Genomic DNA, 24,710 nt, shown 5'->3' on the forward strand with positions numbered 1-24,710 from the left:
CCGCTCAGCGCTCGCTGGGCGTGAGCTGCAGCACGGGGATCCGGCGGTCGGTCTTGTCGAGGTATCCGCCGAACTGGGGCTCCTCGCGCACGATCTCGTCGTACGCGGCGCGCCACTCGTCGTCGGGGATCTCGGTCGCCGTCACCGTCTGCACGACGATCTCGCCGTCGACGAGCGCCTCGAGGTCGAACGTGGGGTTCGCACGCAGGTTGTGGTACCAGGCGGGGTTCTCAGGTGCGCCGCCCTTCGACGCCACCACCCGCCAGCCGCGGTCGTTGCGGAATCCGACGACCGGATTCAGGTGCTTCTCGCCCGACTTCGCGCCGATGGAGTGCAGGATCACCAACTTCGGACCCCAGTGGTTCTCCGTGCCCTTGCTGCTGCGGAACTGCTCGATGACGTCATCATTCCAACCCATGCCGTCTGCAACCCGGGCGAGGCGCGGAATCTTCCCGCCTCAGACGCCATCGAAATACTTAGCCACACTAATTTGTTAGACTAAGCATTATGACCGATGCCACGAGTACGGCCGCGCCCGAGCGGCCCAGCCCCGCAGCATCCCCCCGCCTGACCCGCGATCGCCGCACGCTCGCCGAGCAGTCGACCGAACTCCGCATCGCGGTCATGCGCCTCTCGCGGCGCCTGCGCCAGCAGCGCAGCGACACCGAGATCAGCGCTTCGCAGTTCTCGACCCTCGGGTGGATCCACAGCGAGGGGCCGCTCACCATCGGCCGGCTCGCCGAGCTCGAACGGGTCACCGCGCCGAGCATGAACCGCACGGTCAACTGCCTCGTCGATGCGGGCTACGTCACCCGTCGCACCGACGACGACGACCGCCGCAGGGTGCTCGTCGAGGTGACGCCCGCCGGCGACACCACCGTCAAAGAGACCCGCAAGCGCCGCGACGCCTGGATCGCGAAGCGCTATGCCGCCCTCAGCCCCGACGACCGCGAGGTCCTCGCGCGCGCCACCACGATCCTCGGGAGGCTCCTCGACCAGTGAGTGCCATGTTCCGCTCCCTCAGCCACGTCAACTACCGCATCTGGTTCATCGGCGCCCTCGTCTCGAACGTCGGCGCCTGGATGCAGGCCACCGCCCAGAACTGGGTCGTGCTCACCGAGCTCAGCGACAACGACGCGTTCGCCGTGGGCATCACGATGGCCCTGCAGTTCGCCCCGCAGCTTCTGCTCGTGCCGGTCACGGGCCTCATCGCCGACCGCTTCGACCGGCGCAAGATCCTCATGTGCACGCAGACGGCGCTCATGCTGCTCGCCCTCGGCCTCGGCCTGCTGCTGCTCGGCGGGCACGCCGAGCTCTGGCAGCTCTACGTCTTCGCGGGCCTGCTCGGCATCGTGAACGCGATCGACAACCCCGCACGCCAGACCTTCGTCACCGACCTCGTGTCGAGCACCGACATGTCGAACGCGGTCGCGCTCAACTCGGCCTCGTTCAACACGGCCCGCCTCATCGGCCCGGCCGTCGCGGGCGTGCTCATCGTGCTCGTCGGCTCGGGCTGGGTGTTCATCATCAACGCGCTCACGTTCGTCGCGGTGCTGGGTGCGCTCGCCATGCTCAAGGGCAAGAAGCTGAAGCGGATGCCCCGGGCCAGCCGCGAACGCGGGGCCTTCGTCGCGGGATTCAAGTACGTGTGGAGCCGGCCCGACCTCGTCGTCGTCTTCGTGATCGTGTTCCTCGTGGGCGCGTTCGGCATGAACTTCCCGATCTTCTCCTCGACCATGGCGGTCGAGTTCGGCCGCGGCGCGGGCGAGTACGGGCTGCTCAACTCGATCCTGGCGATCGGGTCGCTCGCGGGAGCCCTGCTCGCCGCCCGGCGCGAACGCGCGCGCATCCGCGTCGTGATCCTCGCGGCCGCCGGGTTCGGCGTCGCCGCGCTCATCTCGGCTGTGATGCCGACGTTCCCCCTGTTCGCCGCGTCGACCGTGCTGATCGGCTTCGCCGCCGTGACGATGCTGACGACCGCGAACGGCTACGTGCAGACGACGACCGAGCCCGCCCTGCGCGGGCGCGTGCTCGCGCTGTACTTCGCGATCCTCTCCGGCGGCACGCCCATCGGCGCACCCATCGTCGGCGCCGTGGCGAACAGCTGGGGCCCGCGCTGGGGGCTCGGCGTCGCCGCGATCGCCGCGGGCCTCGCCGCGCTCATCGGTGCGATCTGGCTCGTCACCTCGCGTGGCATGCGTCTCACGCGGCATCCCGATCGCCGTTGGGCACCCGCGGTGCGCTTCGACGCCCCGCCGACCGCCGCGATCGCGGTCGTTCCGACGTCGGCCATCGCGGTGCCGACCGAGGCGCTCGCGGTGCCCACCGAGGCGACGCCGATCGCCGACGCGACGGGCGCAGGCGCACGCCGCACGGCGTGACTCAGCGCGACGCGAGCAGCCCGGCCAGCCAGCGGCCGCTGTCCTTCACGATGCGCTCCTGCGTGTCGTAGTCGACGCGCACGATGCCGAACCGCTTCGAGTAGCCGTAGCCCCACTCGAAGTTGTCGAGCAGCGACCAGACGAGGTAGCCGCGCAGGTCGACATCGCGGTCCATCGCACGCCGTGCCGCGGCGAAGTGCCGCTGCAGGTAGTCGACGCGTTCGGCGTCGTGCACGCGCGGCCCGTCGGGCCCGGGCGTCACCACATCGGCGAATGCCGCACCGTTCTCGGTGATCATGAGCGGCTGATCGGGGAACTGCGCGGCGAGCGAGACGAGCAGGTCCTCGAGGCCGTCGGGGGCGATGTTCCAGCCCATGTCGGTGTACGGGCCCGCCTGCGGCAGGAACTCGACGTGCTCGCTGCCGGGCCACGGCGTGCCGCCGACGTCCTTGTGGCCGTCGTTTCGGCTGCGCTCGCTCGTGCCGTCCCACATCGCGACGGTCACGGTCGAGTAGTAGTTGACGCCGAGCACGTCGAGCGGCTGGTGCACGAGGCCGAGGTCGCCGTCGCGCACGAACGACCAGTCGGTGACCGCAGCGGTGTCGGCGATGAGGTCGTCGTCGTAGCGGCCGAGCAGCATCGGGCTCGTGAACGCGCGGTTCGCGAGCGCGTCGATGCGGCGGGTCGCCTCGGCGTCGCCGCCGCGGATGACGTGGAAGTTGAGCGTCACCGACACGTCGGGGTCGTTCGTGGCGTGTTCGCGGATGACCGGCACCGCAAGCCCGTGCGCGAGGTTCAGGTGGTGCACCGCGGCGAGTGCGGCAGCGCCGTCGGTGCGCCCCGGCGCGTGCGCGCCCGAACCGTAGCCGAGGTACGCCGAGCACCACGGCTCGTTGAGCGTGGTCCACGTGTGCACGCGGTCGCCGAGCGCGTCGACGGCGTGCCCCGCGTACTCGGCGAAGCGCAGCGCGGTGTCGCGGTTCGTCCAGCCGTCGGCGTCCTCGAGCTCCTGCGGCAGGTCCCAGTGATAGAGCGTGGCGATGGGCCGGATGCCGCGGTCGAGCAGCCCGTCGACGAGCCGCGAGTAGAAGTCGACGCCGGCGGGGTTCGGCCGATCTCCCGCGCCCGGCAGCAGTCGCGACCACGAGAGCGAGAAGCGGTACGCCTCGAGGCCCAGCGACGCCATGAGGTCGAGGTCGGACTCGAGCCGGTGGTAGTGGTCGCACGCGACGTCGCCGGTGTCGCCGTTCCAGGTGCGGCCCGGCGTTCGGCTGAACGTGTCCCAGATCGACGGCGTGCGCCCGTCTTCGTTCGCGGCCCCCTCGATCTGGTACGACGCCGTCGCCGAGCCGATCACGAAGCCGGGCGGGAAGACGAGGCCGCCCGGCGCCTCGGTACGATCTGCGCTGCTCATCACGGCTCTCCCCTGCTCTGCGGTCCGGGCTCAGATCACGCCGAGCGCGAGCATCGCGTCGGCCACCCGGATGAATCCGGCGATGTTGGCGCCGACGACGTAGTCGCCCGGCGCCCCGTACTCCTCGGCGGTCGTCGCGCAGCGCTCGTGGATGGCCTCCATGATCGCGGCGAGCCGCTCCTCGGTGTGCTCGAAGCTCCATGAGTCGCGCGACGCGTTCTGCTGCATCTCGAGCGCACTCGTCGCGACACCGCCCGCGTTCGCCGCCTTGCCCGGCCCGAACAGCACACCGGCCTCGCGCAGCACCGCGATCGCCTCGGGCGTCGTGGGCATGTTGGCGCCCTCGGCGACGGCCACGACGCCCGCGGCGACGAGTGCCCGCGCGTGCGCCTCGCCGAGCTCGTTCTGGGTCGCGCACGGCAGCGCGACGTGCACGGGGCCGCGGTCGGCGAGGTCCCACACGGTGGCGCCGGCGACGAACTCGGCCCGGCCGCCGCGGTCGGCGGCGTAGCGCTCGATGCGCTCGCGGCGCACCTCCTTGACCTCGCGCAGGAGCGCGACGTCGATGCCGTCGGGGTCGTACACGGCGCCCGACGAGTCGGATGCGCCGACGACGACGCCGCCGAGCTCGTGCACCTTCTCGATCGCGTAGACGGCGACGTTGCCGGAGCCCGACACGAGCACGCGCGCACCGTCGAACGACCGCCCCTTCGTCTCGAGCATGTGCTGCGTGAAGAAGACCGCGCCGTACCCGGTGGCCTCGGTGCGCACGAGCGAGCCGCCCCACGTGAGTCCCTTGCCCGTGAGCACGCCCGACTCGTACTGGTTGGTCATGCGCTTGTACTGGCCGAAGAGGTAGCCGATCTCGCGACCGCCGACGCCGATGTCGCCCGCGGGCACGTCACGGTACTCGCCGACGTGGCGCGAGAGCTCGGTCATGAACGACTGGCAGAACCGCATGATCTCGGCGTCGCTCTTGCCCTTGGGGTCGAAGTCGCTGCCGCCCTTGCCGCCGCCGATCGGCATGCCCGTGAGCGAGTTCTTGAAGATCTGCTCGAATCCGAGGAACTTGACCGTGCCGAGGCCGACCGTCGGGTGGAAGCGCAGGCCGCCCTTGTAGGGCCCGAGCGCCGAGTTGAACTGCACGCGGAAGCCGCGATTGATCTGCACGCGACCCGAGTCGTCGACCCACGGCACGCGGAAGATGATCTGCCGCTCGGGCTCGCAGATGCGCTCGAGGATCGACGCCTGCACGTAGTGCGGGTTGCGCTCCAGCACCCGGTCGAGGGATCCGAAGACCTCGCGCACCGCCTGGTGGAACTCGAACTCGCCCGGGTTGCGGGCGAGGATCTGGGCGTAGACGTCGTCGATTGCCGTGCGAGGTGCGGTCACGCGCGCTCCTTCTCTCAGAGACGGGGATGCCGCGTGGTAGGGCTCGCGCGCGACGCCCTCCACCATACCCAGCGTCGAGGATGCCTCGGCGAAGTGTGACGCGGACCCGCTCAGTGCCCGTGCGCGAGCTGCTGCAGCCCGACCACGGCGAGGCCGAGCGCGATGAGCGTCCCGAGCGCCACGAGCTGCTTCCACCACGTGATCCGGGTGCGGCGCACGGCGACGTAGCCGATCACGCCGAGCGTCGCGATGTAGACGATCGACGAGGCCCGGAGCGCACCCTCGAGCGTGAACACGCCGACCGCGGCGAGCGCGAGCAGGATGAGCGGCACGCCCGCAGAGGCGATCGCCGAACCGGAGACGCGCAGCATGCGGCCGACCTCGGCCCGATCGGGGAAGGCGTTGTGCACGGCGAGGTGCGCGATGACGTCGGCCACGAACCCGGCTGCGGTGATCGCGACGATGCCGACGAGCAGCGTCACGACCGCCCGGTTGGCGTCGACGTGCTCGACGTTCGCCTGCTGCACGAGCACGATCGCGAGGCCCGTGAACGTGGCGTAGACCCGCTCCTTCAGGGCGTCGGTCCGTTCGTCCTCGGGGCGGTCCTCCCGGTGGCGGTGGTCCATGCGCTGAACGCTAGCAGCAGCCATCTCCGGCGTCTGCGAGGATCGCGACCGCACCGCCTGCCACGGGCACGCAGCCGGTCTGCGAGGATCGGAGCATGGCTGCCACGCTCCTCGTCTCCGTGCCCGGCACCACCCTGCGCGATGCGCTCGGCACTCCGCCCGACGGTGCCGAAGTCGTCGTGTGGGACCTCGATTCGCCCCCGCCCGCCGCGCATGTCGACATCGTGGTGCCGCCGTACATGGGCACGTCCGACCGGCTCGGCGCACTCGCCGACGTGACGACGCGCCTCGTGCAGTCGCAGTCGATCGGCTACGACGACATCGCCGCGGCCCTGCCGCCCGGGCACGTGTTCGCGAACGCCGCGAGCGTGCACGAGCCGTCGACCGCGGAGCTCGCGCTCGCGCTCGTGCTGGCCTCGCAGCGCGGCATCCCCGATTTCGTGCGCGCGGCGGCCGAGCCGACGGAAGCCGGCCCCGGCAGGTGGGCGCCCGCCCGGCATGCGAGCCTCGCCGACCGACGCGTGCTGATCGTCGGGTACGGCGGCGTCGGCCGGGCGATCGAGGCGCGCCTCGAGCCGTTCGAGGTCGAGATCACGCGGGTCGCGGGTCACGCGCGCGACGACGAGCGGGGCCGCATCCACGGCGTCGACGAACTGCCGGGGCTGCTGCCCGAAGCCGACATCGTGATCGTCGGCGTGCCGCTCAACGACGCGACGACGGGGCTCGTCGACGCCGCCTTCCTCGCGGCACTTCCCGACGGCGCGCTCGTCGTGAACGTCGCACGCGGCATGGTCGCCGACACCGATGCGATCCTCGCCGAGGCGCGCACGGGCCGGCTGCGTTTCGCGCTCGACGTCACGGAGCCCGAGCCGCTGCCCGACGGCCACCCGCTCTTCGCGCTGCCGAACGTGCTCGTCACGCCGCACGTGGGCGGCGCCTCGACCGCGATGATGCCGCGCATGGCGCGCCTCCTGCGTCGTCAGATCGAGCGGATGCTGCGCGGCGACGAGCCCGAGAACGTGGTGCTGCGCAGCTGAGCCGGCCGATCAGCGGGTCCAGGTTCCGAGCCCGTTGCCGTCGAAGAACTGCACGGTCATCGCCGACTCCCCTGAACGCCCGAGTTCGAACGTCACCGACGAGCGCGAGCCCTCGGGCGCGTTCTCCCCGCTCGGCGTGAAGGCGAATACGTCGCCGTCCCACGGTTCGAGCGGCACCTCGTAGCCGCCGTCGGGCCCGAGTCGCACCACGAGGGAGTCGCCGGCGACCACCACCTCGGCCGGTCCGAAGTACTCGTTCGACCACGTGCCGGCGTACGACTCGAGCGGCGCCGTCGGCGGGGCCGGAGAGGTGGGCGGCGTCGCGTCGACGAGGTCTCCCGCCGGCTCGCGGTAGTGCGCGAGCGCCGCTCCATACGCCTCGACCCAGTCGCGGGTCGACTCGCCGTACTGCACGAGGTCGAGGAACTCGCTCACGATCGCCTCGGCCGCGCCGACCGGCGCCCCGTTCGTGAGGGCGACGACGCCGAGCCCGAGCGAGGGCACGAGTTGGAAGTTCGTGCCCGCGCCGAGCACGAAGGCGCCCGAGTGCGAGGCCGTCGCGCGACCGCTCGTCTGCGTGCCGACGTTGAATCCGTAGCCGTACGACCCCGATCGCATGCCGGGCACGTCAGACGGGGCCGAGGTCACCTGCGGGCGCATCGCCGCCGCCAGGTCGGCCGCGTCGATGAGCGTCTCGCCGTCGACGACGCCGTCGGCCAGCACGAACTCCATCCACTTGGCGAGGTCGACGACGTTCGAGCTCACACCGCCCGCGGGCGACTGCGCGTCGGGGTCGCGTTCGTAGAGCGGCTGGAACTCGCCGTCGACGAGCGCGTGCAACGCCGCGCGGTCGTCGCGGGCGACGAAGTCGTCGTGGCGCGAGCTCGTCGAGGTCATGCCGAGCGGCTCGTAGAGCTCGCGTTCCGAGAGCGTCTCCCAGTCGACGCCCGCGGCGTTCGCGACGGCCTCGGCGCCCGTGGTCATGCCGAAGTTGGCGTAGCCGTAGCTGGTGCGGAACGGGTTCAGCGGCTGGTACCGCAGGTGGTCGATGACGTATTCGCGGTCGTAGCCGATGTCTTCGAGGTCGTCGCCCGCGGCGAGCGGGAGGCCCGACCGGTGGGCGTAGAGGTCGCCGACCGTGAGGTGTTCGGTGACCCATGGGTCGGCGAGGGCGAAGCCGGGCAGCAGCGGCGCGACGGGGGTGTCCCAGCCGACGACGCCGTCGGTGACCTGCGTCGCGACGACGGTCGCCCCGATCGGCTTCGACATCGACGCCACCTGGAACACCGTCTCCGCATCGACGGGGTCGTCCTCCCCGACCTTCTTGACCCCGAACCCGTCGGCGAACACCGTCTCGCCGTCGTGCACGACCGCGACCGCCGCGCCGGGCACGCCCGTCTCGTCGAGTACGCGCTCGATGAGATCGGGCAGCGACTCGATCGCCGAGTCGAGGCCGCCCTCGGCGAGCTCGACGGCGTCGGCGGGCGGCGCGTCGCCGAGCTCGATCCTCGGCGCGTACGGCGGAGCCGCTGTGCATCCGGCGAGTGCTGCGGCCACGATCACCATGACCGGTAGTACGGCGATTCGGATGACGCGCATGGCGTTCCTCCCCCGTTCGCGCCGGACTGACCGAGCCCCGGCTCCCCCCATGAAGCGACGAGCGCAGCCTAGCGTCCGGCCCGGCCCCGGCGCACGACCGGCACCCTCCCGGTGCGATCGTGCCCGGGCGTCCGGGCCCGAGCGTCCAGGCCCAGGCGTCAGGCGGAGGCGTCGGCGAGCGCCGTCAGCTCCGCGTCGCTGAGTTCGAGCTGGATCGAGGCGAGCAGGTCGCCGAGCTGCTCGACGTTGCGGGCGCTCGCGATGGGCGCGACGACGGTCGGCTGCTGCCGCAGCCAGGCGAGCGACACGGCGGCGACCGATGCGCCGTGTGCCGCGGCGACCTCGTCGAGCGCGGCGAGCACCCGGTCGCCGCGCTCGCCGAGGTACGGCGCGGCGCCGCCCGCGCGCACGCTCGCCCCATCGGCGGTGACGTCGGCCTCTGTGCGGTACTTGCCGGCGAGGAACCCCTTCGCGAGCGAGAAGTAGGGGAAGACCGCGAGCCCCTCGCGCTCGGCGCGTTCGCGCAGGCCGTTCGACTCGAAGTCGCGCTCGACGAGGTTGTAGTGCGGCTGCAGGGCGACCGCACGGTGGAAGCCGTTCGCCTCGGTGACCCGGAACCACTCGTCGATGCGCTCGGGCGAATAGTTCGAGATGCCGATGGCCCGCACCTTGCCGGCGTCGACGAGCGCCGAGAACGCCCCGACCGTCTCCTCGAGCGGCACCTCGGCGTCGTCGAAGTGGGCGTAGTAGAGGTCGATGACGTCGGTGCCGAGACGGTGCAGCGAAGCGTCGGCCGCCGCACGCACGTTGGCGGCGGCGAGGCCCGGGTACTCGGGGTGCGTGCTCACCTTGGTCGCGATGACCACGTCGTCGCGCGAACCGCGGGCCGCGATCCATTCGCCGATGAGCCGCTCGCTGTCGCCGCCGGTGTTGCCGGGCACCCAGGCCGAATAGCCGTCGGCGGTGTCGACGAAGTTCGCCCCGTCCGCGACGAACGCGTCGAGCACGGCGAACGTCGCATCGCGGTCGGCGGTCCAGCCGAACACGTTCGTGCCGAGCGACAGCGGCGCGATCTCGAGGTCGGATGCGCCGATGCGGGCGCGGGCGGCGGTGGCGGTCTCGGTCACGTGTGCTCCAGTCGGGTCGATGGACGGCAGGGGTCGGCATCGGCGAGGTGGACCCGCCGGCAGTGACCACAACCACGACGCCGGGACGGTATTCCCCGTGTTGCGCACGATGACGCCTGCGCGATGGGCTCGCGCGGGCATAGGCTCGAAGGTGACGCCAACCGACGGAAGGTCGACATGCCCGTTTCGGCAGAACCCCGCGTGGCCCTCTACTTCGACTTCGACAACATCGTCATCTCGCGGTACGACCAGCTCCACGGCGACTTCGCCTACCGAAAAGACACCTCGCGGTCGAAGGCCCCGGCCGCGGGCACGAAGACCGCCGAGAAGCTGCGCGAGGCGACGGTCGACATCGACGCCGTGCTCGACTTCGCCGCCACGTTCGGCACGATCGCGATCGCCCGCGCCTACGCCGACTGGTCGACGCCCGTGAACGCGAGCTACCGCGGCCAGCTCATCGACCGCGCCGTCGACCTCGTGCAGCTGTTCCCGCTGTCGGCGACGAAGAACGGCGCCGACATCCGGCTCGCGGTCGACGCCGTCGAGGACATGTTCCGCATCGACGACCTCTCGCACATCGTGATCGTCGCGGGCGACTCCGACTACGTGGCGCTCGCGCAGAAGGCGAAGCGGCTCGGCCGCTACGTCGTCGGCATCGGGGTCGCCGGCGGCACGAGCCGGGCCCTCACGGCGGCGGTCGACGAGTTCGCCGACTACGACGCGCTGCTCACGACCGACGCGGCCGTCGACGAGTCCGAAGCCGATTCGCCCGCGGCAGCACCCGAACCCGCGCCGAACCGCCGCCGGCGCTCGGGCACGAGCAAGCCGGATGCCGCGGCCGACGCCGAGCCCGAGGCATCCGCACCCGAGAAGACGTCGAAGAGCGGCTCGAGGCGCCGCGCGAAGTCCGAGCCCACCGAACCCGCCGAGCCGGCAGCGCCCGCCGAACCGGTCGAGCGCCCGTCGGCTCGCGTGCTGCAGTTCGTCGCGCCGACCGACCCGTCGGAGGCCGAACCGACGGGCAGCCCGCGCAACCCCGGCCGCCTGCTGCAGAAGGCGATCGAGCTGCTGCACTCGAAGAACGACGAGGAGTGGCAGTCGTCGAGCGCCGTCAAGAACCAGATGCTGCGCATGGACCCGTCGTTCCAGGAGCGGCGGCTCGGGTTCGCGTCGTTCACCGACTTCCTGAAGTCGCGCGGCGGCGTCGTCGAGCTCGACGAGACGGGCCGGGGGCGGGTGCGAATCCGGCCGAAGAAGGACTGAGGTTTCGAGACGCCTCGTTCGTCGGCCCCTCGACCGGCGGAGGGCCATCACGAAGGGGAGATCGAGATGAAGGCACTGCAGTACCGCGCGATCGGGCAGGAGCCCGAGCTGGTCGAGATCGACACGCCCGAGCCGGGGCCGGGCGAGGTGCGGCTCAGGATCACGGCCGCCGGAGCGTGTCACTCCGACAGCTTCATCATGGGGCTGAACGAGGAGCAGTACGTCTACGGCCTGCCGCTCACGCTCGGCCATGAGGGCGCGGGCGTCGTCGATGCGCTCGGCGAGGGCGTGACGGGCGTCGAGCTCGGCGAGGCCGTCGCCGTCTACGGACCGTGGGGCTGCGGCCGCTGCGTGCAGTGCGCGCAGGGCAAGGAGAACTACTGCGAGCGCGCCGCCGAGCTCGAGATCCGGCCGCCGGGCCTCGGCGCACCCGGTGCCATGGCCGAATACATGATCGTGCCCGACGCGAGGTTCCTGCTGCCGCTCGGCGACCTCGACCCGGTCGAGCACGTCGCCCTCACCGACGCGGGGCTCACGCCGTACCACGCGATCAAGATGTCGCTGCCGAAGCTCGGACCAGGGACGACCGCGGTCGTGATCGGCGCGGGCGGACTCGGGCACGTCGCGATCCAGATCCTGCGCGCGCTCACGCCCGCGACGGTCATCGCGCTCGACGTCAGCCAGGACAAGCTGCGGCTCGCGACCGAGGTCGGGGCGCACCACGTGTTCCCCTCCGACGCCGAGGCACCGGCACGCGTCAAGGAGCTCACGGGCGGCCGGGGCGCCGCGGCCGTGTTCGACTTCGTCGCGATCCAGCCGACGCTCGACGCCGGCCATGCGATGCTCGCCGTCGAGGGCGACCAGGTCATCGTCGGCGTCGGCGCCGGCATGCTGCCCGCCGGCATGCTCATGACCCCGTACGACGCGACGGTGCGCTCGCCCTACTGGGGTTCACGGGCCGAGCTCTTCGAGGTGTTCGACCTCGCCCGAGCGGGGCTCGTCAAGATCGAGACGGAGCGCTTCTCGCTCGACGAGGCGCCCGAGGCGTACCGGCGCCTGCACGACGGCACCCTGCGCGGGCGCGCGGTCGTCGTGCCCTGACGCGCGGTTCGAGACGCGATGCGGATGCCCCGGGGCCGACCCCGGGGCATCCGCTGTGTGGTCTGACCACATGTGGTAGCGTGTGGTCAGACCACAGGTGGCACCACGACGAGCGCAGGGAGGCGACCGCATGAGCGAGACGCGCGCGTGGCGCACCGTGCTCGAGCACATCGAGTCGCAGCTCATCGAGGGGCGCCTGCGCCCGGGCGACCGGCTGCCCGGCGAGCGCGCGCTCTCGGCCGACCTCGGCGTCGGCCGCTCGAGCGTGCGCGAAGCACTGCGGGTGCTGGAGGTGCTCGGGCTCATCCGCACCCAGGCTGGCTCGGGTCCCAACGCCGGAGCGATCATCATCGCGACGCCATCGGGCGGCATGAGCACCCTCATGCGGCTGCAGGTCGCCGCGAGCGGGTTCCCGGTCGCCGACATCGTGCGCACGCGACTGCTGCTCGAGAGCACGGTCGCGGGCGAGCTCGCCGAGCGCAGCACCCCCGACCTCGCCGCCGCCGAGCGCCTCCTCGACGCGATGGACTCCCCCGGGCTCACCCCCGCGGAGTTCCTCGCGCTCGACGCCGAGTTCCACCTCGCACTGGCCGAGGCATCCGGCAACCAGGTCATCACGGCCACCATGGCCGGCCTGCGCAGCGGCATCGAGGGGTACGCGCTCGAGGGGCTCGCCCGCATCGACGACTGGCCGACCACCTCCGCTCGCCTGCGCGGCGAGCACCGCGCAGTCGTCGCCGCGATCCGGGCGGGCGACGCCGACGCTGCCCGCACCCGTATCCACGACCACATCTCGGGGTACTACGCCGAGACCTTCGTCGACCACCACTGACCCACCACGACCGGCGTCCACCGCCGGCACCGACCCACGAGAGGCACGCACCACGATGGTCCAGCGCCAGTTCCCGAACCCCAAGGAGCTCGCCGAGCTCATGCGCTTCAAGGCGCCCGAGCTCAACGCGACGAAGCGCCGCCTCGACAAGGCGCTCACGATCGCCGACCTGCGCGCGATCGCGAAGCGCCGCACGCCGAAGGCGCCGTTCGACTACACCGAGGGTGCGGCCGAGGGCGAGCTGTCGCTGGCCCGCGCCCGCCAGGCGTTCGAGGACATCGAGTTCCACCCCGGCATCCTGCGCAGCGTGCCCGAGGTCGACACGAGCCGCGAGGTGCTCGGCGGCCCGAGCGCGCTGCCGTTCGGCATCGCGCCCACCGGGTTCACCCGCTTGATGCAGACCGAGGGCGAGGTCGCCGGCGCCGGTGCGGCGGGCGCGGCCGGCATCCCGTTCACGCTCTCGACGCTCGGCACGACCTCGATCGAGGGCGTGAAGGCCGCGAACCCGAACGGGCGCAACTGGTTCCAGCTCTACGTCATGCGCCGTCGCGAGATCTCGTACGACCTCGCGAAGCGCGCCGCGGCCGCCGGCTTCGACACCCTCTTCTTCACGGTCGACACCCCCGTCGCCGGCGCGCGCCTGCGCGACAAGCGCAACGGCTTCTCGATCCCGCCGCAGCTCACGCCAGGAACGATCGTCAACGCGATCCCCCGCCCGGCGTGGTGGATCAACTTCCTCACCACCCCGAAGCTCGAGTTCGCCTCGCTCAGCTCGACGGGCGGCACGGTCGGCGAACTGCTCGACTCGGCGATGGACCCGACGATCTCGTTCGACGACCTCGACATCATCCGCGAGATCTGGCCCGGCAAGATCGCCGTCAAGGGCGTGCAGGCCGTCGGCGACGCGAAGCTGCTCGCCGACCGCGGCGTCGACGCGATCGTGCTGTCGAACCACGGCGGGCGCCAGCTCGACCGGGCGCCGATCCCCTTCCACCTGCTGCCCCACGTCGTGCGCGAGGTCGGCGGCGACCTCGAGGTGCACGTCGACACCGGCATCATGAACGGCGCCGACATCGTCGCATCCATCGCCCTCGGCGCCAGGTTCACGCTCATCGGCCGCGCCTACCTCTACGGACTGATGGCCGGCGGTCGCGCGGGCGTCGACAAGACGATCTCGATCCTGCGCACCGAGATCGAGCGCACCATGAAGCTGCTCGAGGTCGAGACGCTCGACGAGCTCGGCCCCCAGCACGTCACCCAGCTGGCGAGGTTGCAGCCCATCGCGCGACCGGTGCAGGATGCCGCTGCCGAGGCCGCGTCGTCGAAGCCGACCACCGTGCGGACCACGCGTGCGAGCAAGCCGGCCGCGAAGTCGGCGGCCACGAAGTCGGCGGCCACGACGACGACGGGCGCGAAGACCGCGGCCACGAAGTCGGCGGCCACGACGACGACGGGTGCGAAGACCGCGGCGGCCGCGGCGAAGTCGTCGACGACGACCCGGGCGAAGGCACCCGCGGCGAAGGCCTCCGCGAAGCCGCGCACGGGCGGTGCCGCAGCCCCCGAGGCCGCCGCCGACTGACCGGCGACCTCGCAGGTCGCCGACGATCCGTGTCGGCGAAGGCCGTGGGGTCAGCGCCCTCGCGCCTGCCGCGATGCCGCTCGCCCGCCTCGCCCCTCCGCCTTGTCGTTCGGCACGACGATCGACTGGGCGATCGTGAGTGCGGCCGCCCGGGTTGCCATCTTGCGCACCTGGTCGGCCTGCTTGCGGCGGCGCGCCACGAGCTTCGCGCGCCGCCGTGCACGCTGCGCGGCGTCGGCACCGACGGGTGCGACGGCGCCGCCATGACCCGCACGAGCGCCCGAGCCCGGCGCGTACCGGATCGACATCCGGTCGAGCCGTGCGGCGGCACGTTCGGCGAGGAGCGCGGCGAGCCGGGGCGATCGGCGGCGTTCGGCCTCCGCCGCCCGCGCCCCGGCCTCCGCGAAGCCGACGGCCGCGTCCAGCCTGCGACGCCCGCGGGCGTCGCGCGGCAGGTGCTTCGCCATGCGCCGCACCTCGCCCTCCATGTCGCGCACCGCGGCGATCGCCTCCTTCGCGCGGCGTCGCTCTGCCCGCGTCGAGTCGCGCATCTTCACCCCTCGTCGATCAGGTCGAGCAGGCGCTTCGCTGCATCGCGGACGTCGTCGTGGTCGTACTGACCCGCCCGGCTCTCGAGCGAGATCACCGCGCAGCGGTGCACCTTGCGGAAGTCGCCGTACGGAAACGAGTACGCCTCCTTCGTCTCGTCGTCGGCGTCGTCGTCGATGCCGAGGTGCCAGTGCCGGTACTCGGTCCACCCCTCGTCGTCGATGAGGGCGTTCTCGTCGTCGGTGCTCGGCGCGTGCTCGCTCCAGTCGTCGCGCTCGTCGCGCACGACGTCGCCGTCGTTCACGAGCGATCTCGCGTGGCGGAGCGCCGTTTCGTTGAGCCTGATGGCCATGTGCCTGCTCCCTTCCGTCCCCTCCGGTCTAGGTCGCCGCGGCGACCGCGACAAGGGGGTTGCGGGCTGGAGCCGCTCCGCCCCTCAGCGGGTGCGGGCGAACTCGGCGATGACGACGCCCGACCCGTGGGGCGTGCTCACGACGGGTTCGAAGCCGCGCGGGCGGTAGTCGAGGCCTGCGAAGAGCGGCACCCCGTCGCCGAAGAGCTTCGGGTTCACCTTGAGCACGAGGCGGTCGATCTCGTCGACGAGCTGCCCGGCGAGCGACCCGCCGCCGCAGAGCCAGATGCCGGCGCCGTCCTCGGCCTTGAGCGACCGCACGACCTCGACGGGGTCGTCGGCCGTCACGACGAGGTTCTCGCCCTCGGCTTGGTGCGACCGGGAGAACACGATCTGCCGCAGGTGCGAGTAGGGGCTCGTCATGTCGAACGGCAGGCCGACGGCGTAGGTGTTCCAGCCCATCACGACGGTGTCGACGGTCTTGGTCGACTGGTCGACCCCGAGCGCGGCCGCTCCGGCGGTCGGCATCAACTCGGGGTAGCGGTCGTAGATCGTCGCCATGTGGTCGCCCTCGGCGTCGAAGGCGTCGAATTCGCCGTTCGGTCCGGCGATGAAGCCGTCGAGGCTGACGGCCACGTAGTACACGAGTTCTCGCATCGTTCCCTATCCACTACTGATGTTGTGGTTGCGAAACTACTACAGCTGTCGTGATCTTGTCTACACTCGGACGCATGGCCCGAAACGACGACCGCCGCCGACTGCTCGCCGATGCCGGTCTCGCGGTGCTCGCCCGCGAGGGCGCACGCGGGCTCACCCACCGCGCGGTCGACGTCGAGGCGGGTGTGCCGACGGGCACGACCTCGAACTACTTCCGCAGCCGCGACGCGCTCATCGGCGGCCTCGTCACGCGCATCGGCGAACGTCTCGGGCCGACCGACGACGACCTCGGCACCCGGGCGACGCAGCCCGTCGGCCCGGCCCTCTTCGCCGACTACGTCCGCGACATCGTGCGCCGGCTCTGCGCCGAGCGCGAGGTCACGCTCGCCCTCTTCGAGCTCCGGCTCGAGAGCACCCGCCGCCCCGAGGTCGCCGCCGTGCTGCACGAGTGGCAGCGCACCGCGTTCGCGGCCGACATCGCGTTCAACGAGGCGGCCGGCCTGCCGGGCGGCCGCCGGGAGATCGCGCTCTTCCACTACGCCCTCGACGGGCTCGTGCTCGACCGGCTCACGATGCCGATCGATCCCGGCACCTCGACCGACGAGGTCGTCGACGCGCTCGTGACGGGACTGCTGCCACCGGGTTGACCCGCCGCCTACGATGAGCGGGGGGAGGTCGAGCATGACGGATGCGACGGGCGAGGCGAACTCGCACGAACCAGACGGGAGCCCGCGCAAGTCCGGCGCGAGTGCCGCGCCCGCCGAGGCCGCGCCTGCACCGAAGCGCAGCCCGATGCGCCGGTACCTCGCCCGCTTCGGCACCCGCCGCACGATGCTCTCCGACGCGCGGGCGGGCCTCGTGCTCGGCATCGAGAGCATCCCCGACGGCCTCGCGTCGGGCGTGCTCGCCGGGGTGAACCCCGTCTTCGGGCTCTACGGCTACCTGTTCGGAACACTCGGCGGTGCCCTCGCGACCGGTTCCGTGTACATGTCGGTGCAGGCGACCGGCGCCATGTCCGTCATGATCGCCGACGTGCCCGGCATCGACGCCGCCGGCGAGCGCCAGGGCACGATCATCGCGACGCTCGCGATGCTCACGGGCCTCGTCATGCTCGGGCTCGGGCTCGCCCGGCTCGGGTCCCTTGTGCGGTTCATCCCGACGGCGGTACTCGTCGGGTTCATCAACGCGGTCGCGATCAACATCGTGCTCGGCCAGCTCGCGAACCTCACGGGCTACCAGGGCGAGGGCGCGAACCGCATCCTCCGCACGATCGACACGCTTCTCCACGTCACCTCGATCCACTGGCCGAGCCTCGTGATCGGCGCCGTGACGATCGGCCTCATCCTGCTGCTCGAGCGCACCTTCCTCGGGCCGCTCTCGCTCGTGGCGGCCGTCGCCCTCGCCTCGCTGCTGCCGCTCGTGCCCTGGTTCGGCGAGGTCGCGCTCGTCGGCGACCTCACCGACGTGCCGAACGCACTGCCGATGCCCGCGCTGCCCGATCCGTCCCTCACCCTCGAGCTCCTCGTGCCGGCCCTGTCGCTCGCCCTCGTCGGGCTCGTGCAGGGCGCCGCGATCTCGGGCTCGATCGCCAATCCCGACGGCGAGTACCCCGATGCGTCGGCAGACTTCCGCGGCCAGGGCGTCGCGAACCTCGCGAGCGGCCTCTTCCAGGGCATGCCGGTCGGCGGCTCGATGTCGGCGACCGCGATCGTGCGGGCGGCGGGCGCCCGCAGTGCGCTCGGCAACCTGAGCGCCGCGATCGTCATGATCATCGGAATCCTGTTGCTCGGCGGCCTCATCACGCAGGTCGCGATGCCGGCGCTCGCGGGCCTGCTCATCCTCATCGGCGTGCGCACGTTCAAGCCGCGCGACCTCGTGATGGTGTGGCGCACGGGCCCGATCCAGGCGAGCGTGCTCGCGGTGACCTTCGTGCTCACCCTCATCGTCCCGCTGCAGTACGCCGTGCTCGTGGGCGTCGGGCTCGCGGTGGTGCTGCACGTCGCCCGGCAGTCGAACCGGGTCGTGATCCGCCGCTGGGTCTACGACGACGCGAGCCCGCACCCCGTCGAGACCGATCCGCCGGCGACGCTCACGCCGGGCGAGATCGTGGTGCTCGTGCCGTACGGCAGCCTGTTCTTCGCGGCGGCCCCGATCTTCGCCGAGCAGCTGCCCGCGATCCCCGAGCGGTGCGAGCGCGCGGTGGTCGTGCTCCGGATGCGCGGCACCGACGAACTCGGGTCGACCTTCATCCGCGTCGTCACCGACTACTCCGAGCGCCTGCGGCGCGCGGGCGGCGCGCTCATCCTCGTCGGTCTCGGCGACCGCGTCATGACCCAGCTCGATGCGACGCGTGCGACGGTCGTGATCGGACGCGACCGGGTCTTCGCCGCGACGCCGCGCATCGGCGACTCGCTCGACGCGGGGATCGCCGCGGCGCGCGCGTTCGCCGGGCCCCCCACCCCGGGCTCTGCATCCGACCCGGCCTCGCCCTTCGACGACGCCGGCCCCGGGGCATCCGACCGCGATCGGTAGCGCACGAACCACGCCAGCATGAGCGCCGAGCTCGCGAGGTAGAAGCCGTGCAGGAACCAGATCGGCCCGAACGGCATGCTCACGACGTACACCGTGTAGAGCGCGTTGCCGATGTTCGTGATCACGAGGTTGCCGACGCTGTACGACGACAGGTCCCTCGTGCGCGCCGCCTTCACCAGCATGGGCAGGTAGCTCATGGCGAAGATGCCGGTCGAGATCGCGCCGGCGACGACGGCGACGTCCATGCTGCGAACGCTACGGGGCGGCCGGATGCCTCGCACCCGGGCCGCCCCGCATTCACCTGCGCTGCACGGATCCGACCGGATCCGTGCGTGCACCTACGCCGTTCGGTCGGCCGGTCCGGCACCCGCGTTGGCGGCGGCGATGAGCTGCTCGATCTGCTCGTACGAGACGGGGATGCCGGGGAACCCGACGAGCCGCCCGATGGGGAACGAGCCCATCATCTTCGCCATGCCCTCGTCGGTGAAGACGTCGGTGTCGCCCATGCCGGCGGCGAGCCCCGCGAGGGCCGCAGCGGCGGCCGGGCCGGCGATCGGGTCGGCCATGACGTCGCCGATGGAGGACTCCATCGTGAGCGGCAGGCGCACGGCGTCGCCGTCGATCGCGGCGGTGCCGGTGAGGCGGATGTCGCGGCTCGACGCCCCGACCTCGACGGTGAGCTCGCCGCCCTCGACGACCCAGCGGTCGACCCGGGTGTCCCAGTACGCGAGGTCCTCGCGGCGCACCGCGATCGAGACCTCGCGCGACTCGCCCGCGGCGAGCTCGACCGAGGCGAACCCCTTGAGCTCGCGCGGCGCGCGCTGCACGGTCGACGCTGCGAGGCCCGTGTAGACCTGCACGACCTCGCGCCCGTCGCGCGAGCCGGTGTTCTCGACGGTCACGCGCACGGTCAACCCCGAGGCATCCCGCTCGATCGACAGGCCCGAGTACGCGAAGGTCGTGTACGAGAGGCCGTGCCCGAACGGGTAGCGCACGGCGGCGTCGCGCGCGTCGTACCAGCGGTAGCCGACGAAGAGGCCCTCGCCGTAGCGCACGTGGCCGAACTCGCCCGGGAAGTCGAGGAACGCGGGGGTGTCCTCGAGGCGCAGCGGGATCGTCTCGGCGAGGCGGCCCGACGGGTTGACGACGCCGTAGAGCACGTCGGCGATGCCGCTGCCTCCGGCCTGGCCGCCGAGCCAGCCCTCGAGGATCGCGGGCACGCGGTCGGCGAACGGCAGTTCGACGACGCCGCCGTTGGCGAGCACGACGACCGTGTTCGGGTTCGCCTCGAGCACGGCGTCGACGAGCGCGAGCTGGTTGCCGGGAAGTCGCAGGTGCTCGCGGTCGAAGCCCTCCGACTCGTGCGCCGCCGGCAGTCCGAGGAACAGCACGGCGACGTCGGCGGCGGCCGCGGCGGCCACCGCCTCGTCGACGAGGGCGGATGCCTCGGCGTCGGCGTCGTTCGCATCGATCGCGAAGCCCGGGGCGAAGACGACGCCCGCGCCCGCCTGCTCCTCGATCGCGGCGAGCGCGGTGTCGAGCCGGGTCGGGTTGATGAGCGACGAACCCGCACCCTGATAGCGCGGGGTGCGCGCGAACTCGCCGATGACGGCGACGTTCTGCCCGTTCCCTGAGCCGGTCGCAGGGGCGAGCGGCAGCAGGCCGCCCTCGTTGCGCAGCAGCACGGCGCCGCGGGCGGCGGCCTCGCGGGCGAGCAGATGGTGCGCGTCGACGTCGTACGTCGCGTCGGCGTCGGCTCCGGCGGTCGCCCGCTGCGCGAGCTCGACCGCACGACGCACGGCGACGTCGAGTGCGGCCTCGTCGAGGCGGCCGTCGCGCACTGCCGCGACGAGCTGCGCGTCGGTGCGTCCGTCGGAGGCGGGCATCTCGAGGTCGAGCCCAGCGGGCAGGCCCGCGACCCGGTCGTTCACGGCACCCCAGTCGCTGACGACGACCCCGTCGAAGCCCCACTCGTCGCGCAGCACGCTCGTGAGCAGCCAGGGGTCCTCGCTCGCGTACACGCCGTTGATGCGGTTGTACGAGCACATGACCGTCCACGGCTGCGCATCCTCGACGACGCGCTGGAACCCGCGCAGGTAGATCTCGCGCAGCGGTCGCGGGTCGACGTCGCTCGAGGCGCGCATGCGGTCGTGCTCCTGGTTGTTCGCCGCGAAGTGCTTGAGCGACGCGCCGACGCCCTGCGACTGCAGGCCGCGCACGAGGGCCGCACCGAGCGCGCCCGAGACGATCGGATCCTCCGAGAGGTACTCGAAATTGCGGCCGCAGAGCGGCGAGCGCTTGATGTTGATGCCCGGGCCGAGCAGGACTCCGACGCCCTCGGCGCGGGCCTCCTCGCCGAGCGCGCGCCCGACCCGCTCGAGCAGCTCGGGGTCGAACGTCGAGCCGAGCGCCACCGCGGGCGGGAAGCAGGTCGCCGGCACGCTGTCGCCGATGCCGAGGTGGTCGGCGCTGCCGCGCTGGAGGCGTACGCCGTGGGGGCCGTCGGTCAGCACGATCGACGGCACGCCCGCGCGCTCGACGGCCTTGGTCGTCCAGAAGCTCGCGCCGCTGGTGAGCGACGCCTTCTCCTCAAGGGTGAGTTCGGCGACGATCTCGGCGGCGTCGCGTCGGGCGAAGCCGGCCTGGTCGGTGGTCGGTTCGAGGGTGTCGGTCATGATGCTCCTTCGTTCGCCGGTGATTCGGTCCTCCGCCGGAAGAGGGGCTTGCCGGAGTCCTTCGCGAGCAGCCTCGCGAAGAGCCACCAGATGATGAGGGTCGCGCTCGCTCCCCCGATGACGGCTACCTCGCTGGCGTCGGCCGCGCGCGGCGCCGGCGTCGTGCTCGTCGGGCCCGCGGCATCCGCCGTCATCACTTCACCGCCTTGATGGGCCAGACGGCGAACGCGCCGAGCACCGAGAGCACGATGCCCACCGGGAACAGCCCGGCGTAGCCGAGCGTCAGCACGATGCCACCGGCGACCGCGGGGGCCAGGGTCTGCGGCAGGGTCGCGGCGATGTTCACGACGCCGAGGTCCTTCGCGAACGACTTCGCCGAGGGCAGCACCTCGCTCATGAGGGCGGTGTCGACGGCCTGGAACATGCCGAAGCCGAGGCCCGCGATGAAGGTCATGATCATCCACGCCGTCAGGTCGGGCCAGACCCACGGCACGACGAGCGCGAGTCCGGTGACGAGCGAGGACGCGAAGACGAACGGCTTGCGACGCCCGAACCGGTCGGAGAGCGGGCCCGAGGCGACCGTCGCGACGAGGATGCCGGCGAGGCTGATGAGGCCGAGCACCGGGATGACCTCGCCCGGGTTCTCGATGCCGAAGTAGTCGGTGAGCAGGAAGAACTGGTAGCCGGTCACCGCGAAGTAGCCGGTGTAGAGCAGCAGGCGGCCGGTGAAGGCCCAGAAGAAGTCGGGATGCTCGACCGGGTTGACCCAGAAGGTGCGCAGGAAGTCGGCGAGCTTGAACGGCTCGGGCGAGAGGTCCTTCGAGGGGTGGTCGGGGTTGAACACGATGAAGAGCGTGAGGATGACGAGCGAGAAGACCGCGAACGTCACGTACCCGGCGGCGATCGAGCCGAGGAACATCGAACCGACGATCTGGCCGCCGAGCGCGCCGACCATGAGGCCGATGCCCGAGAGCGCAGCGAACGTGCCGCGTCGGTTGAGCGGCACCCGGTCGGGCATGACCGCGCTCAGGGGGCCCTGCGCGAAGTTGTAGGTGATCTGCACGAGGGTCCAGGCGACCACGACGCCGACGAGCGAGTCCGCGAAGGCGAGGCCGACGAGCGCGAGGCCGCCCGCGAGCGAGCCGAGGAAGATCCACGGCGCCCGGCGGCCGAAGCGCGAGCGCGTGCGGTCGGAGATCTGGCCCGCGATGGGCTGGGCGAGCATCGAGAAGAAGGATCCGATGGTCGTCACGATCAGGAGGTTGGTGACCTTGTCGGCCTCGCCGAACTGGGACGTGATCTGCGCGGGCAGCAGGATGCCCGGCACCGCTCCCCAGATCATGAAGATGCCGAGGTTCGCCGGGATGATCCAACCGAGGAGGCGCCTGACACCCGTGATCGGGGCGGGCGGGTCTTCGTTGCCCGCGGCGTCTTCGAAGAAGGCGAGTGCTTCGTCGGGTTCGTCGGGGCGCTGGTCGGTGACGGGTTCTGGGGTGGACGCCGTTGTCATGGGGGATTCCTTCTGGGGGCGGCCTCGCCGATGAGACCGGGTGCGAAAACCATACGTTGCTTGGTTTTGAAACTCAAGCGCCGTTCGGCAATGATTCCCGGCGATTACGATGCAGGTATGGCACGTCGAGGTTCGTACGCGAAGGGCATCGCCAAGCGTGAGGAGATCCTCACCGCCGCGCTCGAGGTGATCGCCCGCAACGGCTACGGCCGTGCCTCCGTGCGCGAGCTCGCCGACGCCGTCGGGCTCAGCCAGGCGGGCCTGCTGCACTACTTCTCCTCGAAGGAGGAGCTCTTCGCCGAAGTGCTCCGCAAGCGCGACGAGGTCGACCGCGAAGTGCTCGAGGCCGACCACGCCGACGACCCCGACGCCGACGAGGTGTCGCTGCTCGACGGCTTCGTCGGCGTCGTACGCCACAACGCCGAGGTGCCGGGGCTCGTGCAGCTCTACGCCCGCCTGTCGAACGAGGCGACGGCACCCGACCACGCCGCGCACGCCTTCTTCGAAGAGCGCTTCCGCATGTTCCGCGAGCTCGCCGCCGACGACATCCGCGCGGGCCAGCAGCGCGGGGAGATCCCCGCCGACCTCGACGCCGAGCGCCTCGCGAGCATCCTGCTCGCCGTCTCCGACGGCCTCCAGACCCAGTGGCTCATGGACCCGTCGATCGACATGGCCGCCCACATCGAGTACCTGATCGGCCTCTTCGCCCGCCCGGCCGCGCCGTGAGCGCGAGCTCGCTCGCGAGCGCCGACGTTCGCCGCCACAACCTCGCGCTCGTCGTCTCGCGGCTCGCCGAGCTCGGCACCGCCTCGCGCAGCGACCTCGCCGACGCGACGGGGCTCGCGCGCGGCTCGGTCACCGCGCTCGTGCGCCGGCTGCAGGCCGACGGGCTCGTGCGCGAGACCGAGCAGGTCGCCGCCGAGGGCAAGGGCCGACCGCGCACCCTCCTCGAGCTCTCGGCCGACCACCTCGCGATCGTCACCGTGCTCATCGACGCCGACCGGGCGACGGCCGTCGCGACCGCGCTCGGCGGCGCACGACTCTCGCGGGTCGAACGCCGGCACGGACGACCGATGGGCGACCCGGGGCGGGTGCTCGACGTGGCCGCCGCCGTCTTCGACGAGGTGCTCGACTCGATCGCCGGTCGGCGCGTCGCCGAGGCATCCGTCATCGTCTGGGCACCGGTCGCGGGCGAACCGCCGATCGTGCTCGCCGACACCGATCTCGGCTGGGGCGCCGTCGACGTGCTCGGCCTGCTCGCCGAGCGCGCGCCCCGCTTCGCCGACCTCGTCGAGGCCGGCCGCGTGCACCTCATGGCCGACACGCTCGTCGCGGCACTCGCGGAGCACGCGAGCGCCGGCCGGCCCTCCGGGCTGCTCTACCTCAAGAGCGACTCGGGCATCGGCGGCGCGATCGTCGTCGACGGCACGCCGCTCGACGGCAGCCACCACCTCGCCGGCGCGCTCGGCCACCTGCCGATCGTGCAGGGCGGAGTGCGCTGCGAGTGCGGGCAGCACGGCTGCCTCGTGACCGTCGCCGGGCCCGACGCGGTGCTCGCCCGCTCCGGCCTCGACGAGATCGCCCGCGCGGAGGGCCTCCCGGCCGCGCTCGACGAGTTCGTGCGGCGTGTGCGCTCGGGCGACGACGTCGCGACGTCGGTCTGGCGGGATGCCGCAGCCGAACTCGCCCGGGCACTGCAGATCGTCACGCTCACGGTCGACCCCGCGCTCATCGTGGTCGGCGGCTACCTCGCGGCGCTGGCCGACGACCTCGCCGAGGTGCTGGCGCGCATCCAGCCGGTGGTCGGGGAGGTCACGGTGACACCGCCTCCCCTGCTCGGCAGCCGGCTCGGGCGCGATGCCGCGCTCGTCGGCGCCGAGCACGCAGCGGTCGTGCGGCTGCTCGCCGACCCGGCGGCGCTCTCGCGATCGCACTAGCCGAGCACCAGCCCACGCAGCACTCGGGCGCAGCCCGACCGCCGGCCGCCCACGCGACTGCATCAACGCATTCACGCGCACGCGCACGCGCACACATTCACGAGCATCTCCACATAATTCACGACTTGAACTTTCATCGCCCCCGCG

The 24,710-nt window shown here is 71.9% G+C and carries 22 protein-coding genes and 1 pseudogene; 11 read left to right on the forward strand and 12 right to left on the reverse strand.

What is annotated here, in order from left to right; all coding sequences use genetic code 11:
• Window positions 1-4: 4 nt before the first annotated feature.
• The gene (locus tag MUN74_RS07545) at window positions 5-418 is read right to left on the reverse strand and encodes a nitroreductase/quinone reductase family protein (RefSeq protein WP_244855842.1); all 414 of its coding nucleotides are present in this window, start codon (window positions 416-418) and stop codon (window positions 5-7) included.
• 89 nt (window positions 419-507) lie between these two features.
• Between MUN74_RS07545 and MUN74_RS07550 the strand changes: the two genes are divergently transcribed.
• Window positions 508-1,002, forward strand: a complete 495-nt coding sequence (locus MUN74_RS07550; protein ID WP_244855843.1) for a MarR family winged helix-turn-helix transcriptional regulator — start codon at window positions 508-510, stop codon at window positions 1,000-1,002.
• A gap of 5 nt (window positions 1,003-1,007) precedes the next feature.
• Window positions 1,008-2,381, forward strand: a complete 1,374-nt coding sequence (locus MUN74_RS07555; protein ID WP_244855844.1) for an MFS transporter — start codon at window positions 1,008-1,010, stop codon at window positions 2,379-2,381.
• A gap of 1 nt (window position 2,382) precedes the next feature.
• On the opposite strand, the gene MUN74_RS07560 is transcribed toward MUN74_RS07555, so the two are convergent.
• The 3 genes from MUN74_RS07560 to MUN74_RS07570 form a co-directional block, all read right to left on the reverse strand.
• Entirely contained in the window at window positions 2,383-3,795 is a 1,413-nt protein-coding gene (locus MUN74_RS07560) for a GH1 family beta-glucosidase (protein ID WP_244855850.1), read from the reverse strand.
• A gap of 30 nt (window positions 3,796-3,825) precedes the next feature.
• Window positions 3,826-5,187: an NADP-specific glutamate dehydrogenase gene (gdhA, locus tag MUN74_RS07565; RefSeq protein WP_244855851.1), complete on the reverse strand. Its 1,362-nt coding sequence runs from the start codon at window positions 5,185-5,187 to the stop codon at window positions 3,826-3,828.
• A 110-nt stretch (window positions 5,188-5,297) separates the two neighbouring features.
• Entirely contained in the window at window positions 5,298-5,813 is a 516-nt protein-coding gene (locus MUN74_RS07570) for a hypothetical protein (protein ID WP_244855853.1), read from the reverse strand.
• Window positions 5,814-5,908: 95 nt separating this feature from the next.
• Here MUN74_RS07570 and MUN74_RS07575 point away from each other — a divergent pair, with 95 nt between their 5' ends.
• Window positions 5,909-6,850, forward strand: a complete 942-nt coding sequence (locus MUN74_RS07575) for a 2-hydroxyacid dehydrogenase (RefSeq protein ID WP_244855855.1) — start codon at window positions 5,909-5,911, stop codon at window positions 6,848-6,850.
• Window positions 6,851-6,859: 9 nt separating this feature from the next.
• Here the strand turns inward: MUN74_RS07575 and MUN74_RS07580 are convergent, their stop codons facing one another.
• Both MUN74_RS07580 and MUN74_RS07585 read right to left on the reverse strand, forming a co-directional pair.
• Window positions 6,860-8,449, reverse strand: a complete 1,590-nt coding sequence (locus tag MUN74_RS07580) for a serine hydrolase (RefSeq protein WP_244855856.1) — start codon at window positions 8,447-8,449, stop codon at window positions 6,860-6,862.
• A 158-nt stretch (window positions 8,450-8,607) separates the two neighbouring features.
• Entirely contained in the window at window positions 8,608-9,576 is a 969-nt protein-coding gene (locus MUN74_RS07585; RefSeq protein ID WP_244855857.1) for an aldo/keto reductase, read from the reverse strand.
• Window positions 9,577-9,753: 177 nt separating this feature from the next.
• Between MUN74_RS07585 and MUN74_RS07590 the strand changes: the two genes are divergently transcribed.
• The 4 genes and pseudogenes from MUN74_RS07590 to MUN74_RS07605 form a co-directional block, all read left to right on the forward strand.
• Window positions 9,754-10,839: an NYN domain-containing protein gene (locus MUN74_RS07590; protein WP_244855866.1), complete on the forward strand. Its 1,086-nt coding sequence runs from the start codon at window positions 9,754-9,756 to the stop codon at window positions 10,837-10,839.
• Between the two features lie 66 nt (window positions 10,840-10,905).
• Window positions 10,906-11,940: an NAD(P)-dependent alcohol dehydrogenase gene (locus MUN74_RS07595; protein WP_244855867.1), complete on the forward strand. Its 1,035-nt coding sequence runs from the start codon at window positions 10,906-10,908 to the stop codon at window positions 11,938-11,940.
• A gap of 130 nt (window positions 11,941-12,070) precedes the next feature.
• Window positions 12,071-12,772, forward strand: a complete 702-nt coding sequence (locus MUN74_RS07600; protein WP_244855868.1) for a FadR/GntR family transcriptional regulator — start codon at window positions 12,071-12,073, stop codon at window positions 12,770-12,772.
• A gap of 55 nt (window positions 12,773-12,827) precedes the next feature.
• Window positions 12,828-14,060 (forward strand): annotated as a pseudogene (locus MUN74_RS07605) (alpha-hydroxy acid oxidase); the annotation flags it as partial.
• 341 nt (window positions 14,061-14,401) lie between these two features.
• Here MUN74_RS07605 and MUN74_RS07610 read toward each other — a convergent pair.
• The 3 genes from MUN74_RS07610 to MUN74_RS07620 all read right to left on the reverse strand — a co-directional run bounded on the left by MUN74_RS07610 (window position 14,402) and on the right by MUN74_RS07620 (window position 15,909).
• Window positions 14,402-14,902: a hypothetical protein gene (locus MUN74_RS07610; RefSeq protein ID WP_244855869.1), complete on the reverse strand. Its 501-nt coding sequence runs from the start codon at window positions 14,900-14,902 to the stop codon at window positions 14,402-14,404.
• 2 nt (window positions 14,903-14,904) lie between these two features.
• Window positions 14,905-15,252, reverse strand: a complete 348-nt coding sequence (locus tag MUN74_RS07615; protein WP_244855872.1) for a hypothetical protein — start codon at window positions 15,250-15,252, stop codon at window positions 14,905-14,907.
• A gap of 84 nt (window positions 15,253-15,336) precedes the next feature.
• On the reverse strand, window positions 15,337-15,909 hold the full coding sequence (locus MUN74_RS07620) for a dihydrofolate reductase family protein (RefSeq protein ID WP_244855873.1): 573 nt from the start codon (window positions 15,907-15,909) through the stop codon (window positions 15,337-15,339).
• 74 nt (window positions 15,910-15,983) lie between these two features.
• Here MUN74_RS07620 and MUN74_RS07625 point away from each other — a divergent pair, with 74 nt between their 5' ends.
• A complete protein-coding gene (locus tag MUN74_RS07625; RefSeq protein ID WP_244855874.1) occupies window positions 15,984-16,556 on the forward strand; it encodes a TetR/AcrR family transcriptional regulator in 573 nt (190 codons plus the stop codon).
• A gap of 34 nt (window positions 16,557-16,590) precedes the next feature.
• Window positions 16,591-18,441: a SulP family inorganic anion transporter gene (locus MUN74_RS07630; protein ID WP_370647361.1), complete on the forward strand. Its 1,851-nt coding sequence runs from the start codon at window positions 16,591-16,593 to the stop codon at window positions 18,439-18,441.
• A 338-nt stretch (window positions 18,442-18,779) separates the two neighbouring features.
• Here the strand turns inward: MUN74_RS07630 and MUN74_RS07640 are convergent, their stop codons facing one another.
• From MUN74_RS07640 to MUN74_RS07650, 3 genes are read right to left on the reverse strand one after another with little or no spacing between them, the layout of a single operon-like run.
• Complete coding sequence (locus MUN74_RS07640) at window positions 18,780-21,116, reverse strand: glycoside hydrolase family 3 C-terminal domain-containing protein (protein ID WP_244855875.1); 2,337 nt, start codon at window positions 21,114-21,116, stop codon at window positions 18,780-18,782.
• Window positions 21,113-21,310, reverse strand: coding sequence for a hypothetical protein (locus tag MUN74_RS07645; RefSeq protein WP_244855876.1), 198 nt, complete (start codon window positions 21,308-21,310; stop codon window positions 21,113-21,115). Before MUN74_RS07645 ends, MUN74_RS07640 begins: the two co-directional genes overlap by 4 nt.
• Window positions 21,310-22,626 (reverse strand): MFS transporter, encoded by a 1,317-nt coding sequence (locus MUN74_RS07650; protein WP_244855877.1) that lies wholly within the window; start codon window positions 22,624-22,626, stop codon window positions 21,310-21,312. The genes MUN74_RS07645 and MUN74_RS07650 overlap by 1 nt, the downstream gene beginning before the upstream one ends.
• A 117-nt stretch (window positions 22,627-22,743) precedes the next feature.
• On the opposite strand from MUN74_RS07650, the gene MUN74_RS07655 reads away from it, so the two are divergent.
• Window positions 22,744-23,352 (forward strand): TetR/AcrR family transcriptional regulator, encoded by a 609-nt coding sequence (locus MUN74_RS07655; protein ID WP_244855879.1) that lies wholly within the window; start codon window positions 22,744-22,746, stop codon window positions 23,350-23,352.
• Window positions 23,349-24,563 carry an ROK family transcriptional regulator gene (locus MUN74_RS07660; protein WP_244855881.1) on the forward strand — a complete coding sequence of 405 codons (1,215 nt, stop codon included), beginning with the start codon at window positions 23,349-23,351 and terminating at the stop codon, window positions 24,561-24,563. The genes MUN74_RS07655 and MUN74_RS07660 overlap by 4 nt, the downstream gene beginning before the upstream one ends.
• Window positions 24,564-24,710: the final 147 nt, after the last annotated feature.

Source organism: Agromyces sp. H17E-10, from assembly GCF_022919715.1.
Lineage (GTDB): Bacteria > Actinomycetota > Actinomycetes > Actinomycetales > Microbacteriaceae > Agromyces.